Origin of the sequence: Halomonas sp. LBP4 (assembly GCF_003202205.1) — a bacterium.
GTDB classification, from domain to species: Bacteria; Pseudomonadota; Gammaproteobacteria; order Pseudomonadales; family Halomonadaceae; genus Halomonas; species Halomonas flagellata.
In genome coordinates this window covers 726,655-733,258 of record NZ_PDOG01000002.1, presented here as the reverse complement: position 1 = coordinate 733,258, position 6,604 = coordinate 726,655, and the positions used below count along the sequence as shown (strand labels likewise).

Here is a 6,604-nt window from a genome sequence, read left to right as displayed (position 1 = left end):
CGCCACGACATCGCCCGCTTCGGCCTCAAGGCGGTGCTGGCCGGCACCCTCTCCAACCTGATGTCGGCCACCCTCGCCGGCTTCTTCCTGGCCCTGGGTTAGGCCCCGCGACGAACGCCCGATGCTTTTGCCCCCGAGAACCTCGCCCCGGAGCACCTGGTGAAGCCCTGAGCTCGTCTCACTCGCCGAAGTGCCGGCGCAGCCAGGCGATGATCGCCCGGGTGTCATAGAGCCAGCGGTCGGGGCCCTCATCGGCGGCGATGCGCAGGCAGGGCACCTGCACCTTGCCGCCCTCCTCCTTCAGCGCCCGGCGGTGGTCCGGGTCGAGCTGGGCGTCGCGCACCTCGATGGCGAGGTTCAGCCGGATGATCTCGCGGCGCACCTGGATGCAGTCGGGGTCGGCACGGAACTGGTAGAGCGCCAGCCGCTCGCATTCGCGATCCACCCGGGCCTGGGCGTCGGGGCGACGCTCGACCTCGGCGGAGGGGCCGAGCTTATCGGCCACCCACGCCACCGGGGCCAGCAGGGTCTTCAGCAGCGGTGTCATGCGGTGCCTCCTTCTTCGTGCACCAGTTCGACATCGACGATCTTCGATCGACTCATGACGATCTTCCAGCGCTGCAGCATCGGCTCCCCTTCGCCCTCCACCTCGCGGATCACCAGGTTGATCAGGTGGCGCTTCTCCACTGCCTCCCGGGAGACCTGGCCCTCCTTGAGCCGATAGACGTGGTGCGAGCCCTTGTCCATCAGCCGGGTGAGCAGCGACAGATCCAGGCTCAGGGTCTCGCGGGTGCGGTCGTAACCGCTGAGAAAACGGGTCGGCGACATCCGCGAACTGGCACGGTAGTGCAGCACCACCTCCTCCCGCTGGGCCACGTTGCGCTTGCGCACCCGCTTGATCTCCTCGTCGAGGCGGGTGAAGCGCTTGTAGTCGAACCACTCGAGCTCACGCCCCACCGGCTCGTTGCTGGTCGGGTCCAGGTACTGGCGGCGCCACTTGGGGCGCCCCCGGCGCAACAGCCGCCACAGGGTGACGCGCAGATCGTCCTTGAACACCTCGCGCAGGGCATAGAGCAGCGCCATCACCAGCACCAGCAGCGCGGTGATGTCGCCGAGCACGGCACGGGCCTCCAGCAGGCCCAGCGAGACGAAGGCCATCACCACCGCCGTGGCCAGTCCCTTGACCGCCTTCTGCTCGCCGCCGCCGAGCTCCTGGTTGTGTTGCTTCAGGGTCACCGGATACTCGATCAGCCGGCGCAGCAGGCGCATCTTGTTGGAGATACGCGTCGGGTCGCGGGTCACCCGCGCGGAGTTGTACTCGTGGGACTCGCGATGCTCACTCTCCGCCCGGCAGATCGCCAGCAACCGCTCGCGCACCTCCCGGTAGCCACTGCCCCGGGGCAGGTGGGCGACCAGCGCCAGCAGGCTCTGCTCGGTGAGCCAGGAGAGGTAGTTGTCGATGTTGGCGTAGTAGCGGTGCAGGCCCTCGTCGCCGGGCTTCTGACGACGCAGCCGTCGCAGGATCCCCTGGGTGAGCTCGCAGAGTTCCTCCAGGCGCTCGCGCAGCGGCGCGGCGGGATCGCCCTCCCGGCGGCTCTCCTCCACCCCGCCGCCGTCGGCAGACCCCTTGGCCCGGTCGCTGCGCCGCCGGGCATTCGACTCCTCGCCCTGCTTTTCTGCCTTGCGCGCGTCGCGGGCGGCATCGAGCAGCGCCTGGGTCGAGCGCTCCAGCGCCACCGCGTACTGGTGGGCGTAGAGGCTCAGGCCGAGGCGGTACTGGTTCGGATCGAGCTTGCCGCGGCCCGCCAGGCGGCTCATCACCAGCGGCAGGTGATGGCGATCGCTGTAGTAGGTGCGCTTGACGTGGATGGCGCCATGGTAGAAGGCATCCTCGGAGATCACATGGGTGTTGAGCCCCAGCTCGCCGGGCACGAACAGGAAGAGGTCCAGCTTGTGGGAGGTCTCCTCCTGCAGCACACGGGAGATCTTGAGGTGGAAGCTGTCCTTGCGCTCGACAGTGATCACTTCGCCGCTGCTCCTGGCCCGGGGCCACCCCGCGAAGTCGGGGTCATGCCATGAACTCCGATGGTACTGCGTGAGGCGTCGGACTTGCCAACGCTCCGCGCCGAGGCGACCATGGCGTACCCCCTTGATCTGCCAAGAACAACACCGAACTCCCGGGAGCCAGGGAATGACCATTGCCCGCTTCTCGCCCTTCGAGCTGCTGCTGCTCAAGAGCCGCCACCAGGCCGATACCGCGGCCCTGCTGCTGCTCGCCTGGGTGCTGGCGAATCGCGGCCCGATCGGCGAGCCGGAACGCTCACGCCTGACCGAACTGACCGGCGGCTTTCGCCATGGCCACGCGCTGGCGCCGATCCTCGAAATCGCCGCCACCCAGGACCTGGGCGCCATCCAGTTGGCCGCCGAGGTGCTGCAGAAGGAGATTCATGGGGAGCAGGCCTCCCCTTTCCTGCGCTTGGCCATCGCCCTGGCGGTGGAGGATGGCAAGCTGTCGATGGCCAACCAGCATGTGCTGCGCTTTCTCGCCGATCTGCTCGGCGTCTCCCCCGGCGAATTCGCCCCGCTGTTCGAGGCGGTGGCCGGCAGGGCCTTCGCCGACCCCGACGATCCCAGCCGAAGCGGCTATTGGCAGGCCAAGGAGCATCGCCGCCGCCAGCGCGAGCAGGAGTCGCAGCGACAGGACGACCGGCAGCACTCCCGGAGCCACTCCGGCCGGGAAGGCAGTCACCGCCGGAAGGAAGAAGAGAGCAAGTGGCAGCAGGCCGGGGGACGGGAACAGCACCGCCAGGAACGCTACCGCCAGGAACAGCATCGCCAGCACGAACGGGGCGCACGCCAGGACCCGCCGCCCGGTGACCGCACCCGCCGGGCCCTGGCGGTGCTCGGCCTCGAGCCCGGCGCCAGCCGCAGCGAGATCCGCCACGCCTACCGCCGCCTGGCCCAGGCCCACCACCCCGATCGCTTCTTCAACGCCGGCGAGGCGGTAATGGCCAGCGCCTCCCAGCGCTTCCAGCGGATCCGCCGCGCCTATGACTACCTGATGCAGGTAAGCTGAGATGCGCGATCTCTACAAGCGGCTGGGGCTCGACCCACGGGCCGGCGAAGTCGAGATCACCGGCGCCATCGAGCGTTGCGAGCACACCGCGCTCAGGGCGGATGCCCGCACGGTGCTCGAGGTCGGCTCCCGGCGCGAGGAGTACGATGCCTTGCACGTCACCCTGTCGGACATCGGCCGCCTGCGCGCCCGCCTCGGCCTCACCCACGCCCCCTATTGGCGCGACGGTCCGGCCGACGACTTCTCGCTGCCGCCGGATACCCATGGCTCCCGCCACGACGAGCTGATGCAGCGCCTGACCCGTGCCGCCCTGCTGCACAACCGCTGGCAGCGCCTGCGCGGCCCCTGGCTGGCGGCCGCGCTCTTCGCCCTCGGCATCATGCTGGGGATGGGGCTGTGTCGCTGGCTGCCGTAACGGCCACGCTGCGATCCCGCTCGTCGGACAGGAAGCAGGCATCCAGCACCGCCTGCAGTTCCGCCCCTCGCGCGAAGTCGGGCTGGTCGTTGATCCCGGAGCGAATGCCGTCGATGAAGCGCCGATAGTTGCTGGGCGTCGGCGGCGCTGCCACCGAGGTCCAGCGTGCCGCATGGACATCCTCGCCGAAGCAGGTCAGGACGCGATCCTTGGCGTCGTCGAGCACCACGCTGACCGCCCCGCGATCGCCGTAGACGCTGAGCTTCAGGGAGTTATGGTGGCCGGTGGCCCAGCGCGTGGCCTGGATGGTGCCGAGTGCGCCGCCCGCGAACTCGACGCGCATCAGGGCGCTGTCGTTGGCATCGAGCACATAGTCGCCTATGCGGTTGTCGGGCGCCTTGTCGAAGCACTTGAGCTGGCAGTTGACGGCGGCGATGTCGCCCACCGGGAAGCTGGCGAAGTCGAGGATATGCACCCCCACGTCGCCAAGCACGCCCTTGCTGCCATGGGCCTCGGAGAGCCGCCACAGCCACTGGCTGTCCCGGTCCCAGCGGCCCCAGGCGTGGCTGACCAGCCAGCTCTGCAGGTAGCTGGCGTCCACGTGCATCACCCGGCCGATGGCGCCGGAGGCGATCAGCTCGCGGGCATGCTGGATGGCCGGCGCATCGCGGTAGCTGAGATTGATCATGTTGATCACCCCGGCACGGCGCGCCGCCGCGGCCATCTCCCGGGCGTCGGCCTCGTTGGTGGCCAGCGGCTTCTCGCAGAGGATATGCTTGCCGGCGGCGATGGCGGCGAGTGAGGTCGCCTTGTGCACCCCGTCCGGGGTGACGTTGCTCACCGCCTGGATGTCGTCCCGGGCCAGCATGGCGTCGAGGTCGGTATAGGCCTCGGGAATGCCGTGCTGCTCGGCGAAGGCGCGCACCTTGTCGCCGTCCAGGTCGCACACCGCCACCACCTCGACGCCTTCCAGGGCCTTGAAGTGCTTGGCATGCTCGCCGGCCATGCTGCCGGCACCGATGATCGCCAGTCGAATCATTTGAACCCCTCCTCGCCGGGCTTGTGCAGCCCCTCGCCTTTCACTTCCACCGGGTTGGGCGCCTGCTCCGGCGGCACGTTCGGGCAGCTGTCGATCCACCGCGAACCCTCGGGGCGCGCCCACTTCACAGCGTTTCTCAGCACGAGGCGCACCTGATCGTCGTAGTAGATCGGGTAGGTCTCGTGGCCGGGGCTGAAGTAGAAGATCTTGCCGTTGCCGCGTTTGTAGGTGAGCCCCGAGCGGAACACCTCGCCCCCCTCGTAGGCACTGATGAAGATCACCTCGTCGGGGTTGGGCACCGCGAACGGCTCGCCGTACATCTCGGTGTGGGGCAGTTCGAGGTAGTCGCTCAGCCCCTGGACGATGGGATGGCCGGGGTTGACCACCCAGAGACGCTCGCGCTCGCCGGCCTCGCGCCACTTCAGCGAGCAGGTGGTGCCCATCAGGCGCTTGAAGATCTTGGAATAGTGGCCGGAGTGCAGCACCAGCAGGCCCATGCCCTGCAGCACCCGCGCCTGGACCCGGTCGACGATCTCGTCGCGCACTTCGCCATGAGCGGCATGGCCCCACCACAGCAGTACGTCGGTATTCTCCAGCACCTCTTCGGTCAGGCCATGCTCGGGCTCCTGGAGGGTGACCGCGCGGGCCTCGATTTCGGGATCCTCGTTGAGCGCGGCGGCGATGCAGGCGTGCATGCCGTCAGGATAAATCCGCGCTACCACCTCGTTGGTCTGCTCGTGTACGTTCTCCCCCCAGACGGTGACCTTGAGCGTCATCGTGATTCTCCTGTCAGGGATGCCCCTCGGGGCGATGAGTGGATGGCACTGATCAGTGCAAGCAGGGACAAAGTAAACGTTTACCATGAGAGAGTAAACGTTTACCCAAACGACTTTCGTCGCATATCGATACTGTCAGGAGGACGGGGGCGGGAGCGACCGCAGGCAGCAAGGCGAGAGCCACGACCGGCGGGCGTGAATCAGCCGGTCTGGCGGCGAATCAGCGTCACCGGCAAGTCGATATGCCGGGGCCTGGCACCGGCGATGGCCTCGCCCAGCAAACCCACGGCCTCGACGGCAAGCCGCCCGATATCCTGGCGCACCGTGGTCAGTTGCGCGGCCAGGGTCGGCAGATCGTCGAAGCCGGTCACCGCGACCTGTTCGGGCACACGGATGCCCCGATCTTCCAGCGCCGTCAGGCAACCGCGAGCGAACTCGTCGTTCTCGCAGACCAGGCCATCGAGTGGTGGTCCCGGCTGCAGGAAGCGACCGAGATAACGATAAGCGGTCAGGGCGGGATCGTAGCTGAAGGGCACGCCGATGAGGGATTCGGGCAACCCGGCTTCCGCGAGGGCCTGCTGGTACCCCTGCAGGCGATGCCGGTCGTCGCCGAGCTCATCGCCGATAAAGGCAATCCGTCGACGTCCCCCCTCTATCAGGTGGCGGGTGGCCAGGTAGATGCCGTGGCGGTCGTCCGGCGCCACCGAGAAGCCTTCGCCCGGCGGGCCGATGCGCACGAAGGGAATACGCCGTGAAGCAAGAAAACCGGGACGCTCGTCACCCGGGAAGTCGCTCAGCAGGATGGCCGACCCCGCCCGCTCGGGGAGCGTCGGCGTCTGGTCGCAGGCGAAGAAGATCGGCACCATGCCCTGCCGATACAGCGCCAGGGTCAGATGTTGGTAGAGCAGGATGTAGTAAGGACGTAGCTCGATGTCCTGCCGCCCCAGGGAGATGCCGACCACCGCCGCCTTGCCGCCAATCAGCGCCCGGGCGGCGGCGCTGGGCTGGTAGTGGATGTCGCGGCTGATCTGCAGGATATGCTCACGCAGCGCCTCGCTGATCCCGGGCTTGCCGTTCAGCGCCCGGCTCACCGAGGCGATGGAGACTCCCGCCGCCTTGGCGATCTCGTGAATGGTGGCGCCCTTCGCCGGGCGCTCCGTCTGGGTGTCGTCTCTGCTCATCGCCCCGCTCCGCCACTGCGGCGGAGTGCGATCCGCCGATATCCCGTGAAACCCGGGCCCGATTGTGCCCAAAGTCGCCGGGACGTGCATCCGGCCGTGGTACCGAATCCCCGCGAG

The 6,604-nt window shown here is 68.2% G+C and carries 7 protein-coding genes; 2 read left to right on the top strand and 5 right to left on the bottom strand.

All coding sequences use genetic code 11. The features are described from left to right. Window positions 1-178: 178 nt before the first annotated feature. A complete protein-coding gene (locus CR157_RS10435) occupies window positions 179-547 on the bottom strand; it encodes a glutaredoxin family protein (RefSeq protein ID WP_110283443.1) in 369 nt (122 codons plus the stop codon). Further along, window positions 544-2,025: a hypothetical protein gene (locus CR157_RS10430; protein ID WP_110283442.1), complete on the bottom strand. Its 1,482-nt coding sequence runs from the start codon at window positions 2,023-2,025 to the stop codon at window positions 544-546. Before CR157_RS10430 ends, CR157_RS10435 begins: the two co-directional genes overlap by 4 nt. A gap of 166 nt (window positions 2,026-2,191) precedes the next feature. Here CR157_RS10430 and CR157_RS10425 point away from each other — a divergent pair, with 166 nt between their 5' ends. Both CR157_RS10425 and CR157_RS10420 read left to right on the top strand, forming a co-directional pair. Then, window positions 2,192-3,076 carry a DnaJ domain-containing protein gene (locus CR157_RS10425; protein WP_110283441.1) on the top strand — a complete coding sequence of 295 codons (885 nt, stop codon included), beginning with the start codon at window positions 2,192-2,194 and terminating at the stop codon, window positions 3,074-3,076. A 1-nt stretch (window position 3,077) separates the two neighbouring features. Beyond that, window positions 3,078-3,491, top strand: a complete 414-nt coding sequence (locus CR157_RS10420; RefSeq protein WP_110283440.1) for a hypothetical protein — start codon at window positions 3,078-3,080, stop codon at window positions 3,489-3,491. Here CR157_RS10420 and CR157_RS10415 read toward each other — a convergent pair. The 3 genes from CR157_RS10415 to CR157_RS10405 form a co-directional block, all read right to left on the bottom strand. Then, window positions 3,454-4,530, bottom strand: a complete 1,077-nt coding sequence (locus CR157_RS10415) for a Gfo/Idh/MocA family protein (RefSeq protein WP_110283439.1) — start codon at window positions 4,528-4,530, stop codon at window positions 3,454-3,456. The two genes, CR157_RS10420 and CR157_RS10415, sit on opposite strands and share 38 nt — an antisense overlap. Then, a complete protein-coding gene (locus CR157_RS10410) occupies window positions 4,527-5,306 on the bottom strand; it encodes a ThuA domain-containing protein (RefSeq protein WP_110283438.1) in 780 nt (259 codons plus the stop codon). The genes CR157_RS10415 and CR157_RS10410 overlap by 4 nt, the downstream gene beginning before the upstream one ends. A gap of 200 nt (window positions 5,307-5,506) precedes the next feature. After that, complete coding sequence (locus CR157_RS10405) at window positions 5,507-6,487, bottom strand: LacI family DNA-binding transcriptional regulator (RefSeq protein WP_110283437.1); 981 nt, start codon at window positions 6,485-6,487, stop codon at window positions 5,507-5,509. Between the last annotated feature and the right edge of the window lie 117 nt (window positions 6,488-6,604).

Bases quoted from the DNA above. Each gene is read 5' to 3' on its own strand.
- CR157_RS10410 (WP_110283438.1), bottom strand. From the start codon at position 5,306: ATGACGCTCAAGGTCACCGTCTGGGGGGAGAACGTACACGAGCAGACC.
- CR157_RS10405 (WP_110283437.1), bottom strand. From the start codon at position 6,487: ATGAGCAGAGACGACACCCAGACGGAGCGCCCGGCGAAGGGCGCCACC.
- CR157_RS10420 (WP_110283440.1), top strand. From the start codon at position 3,078: ATGCGCGATCTCTACAAGCGGCTGGGGCTCGACCCACGGGCCGGCGAA.
- CR157_RS10425 (WP_110283441.1), top strand. From the start codon at position 2,192: ATGACCATTGCCCGCTTCTCGCCCTTCGAGCTGCTGCTGCTCAAGAGC.
- CR157_RS10415 (WP_110283439.1), bottom strand. From the start codon at position 4,530: ATGATTCGACTGGCGATCATCGGTGCCGGCAGCATGGCCGGCGAGCAT.
- CR157_RS10435 (WP_110283443.1), bottom strand. From the start codon at position 547: ATGACACCGCTGCTGAAGACCCTGCTGGCCCCGGTGGCGTGGGTGGCC.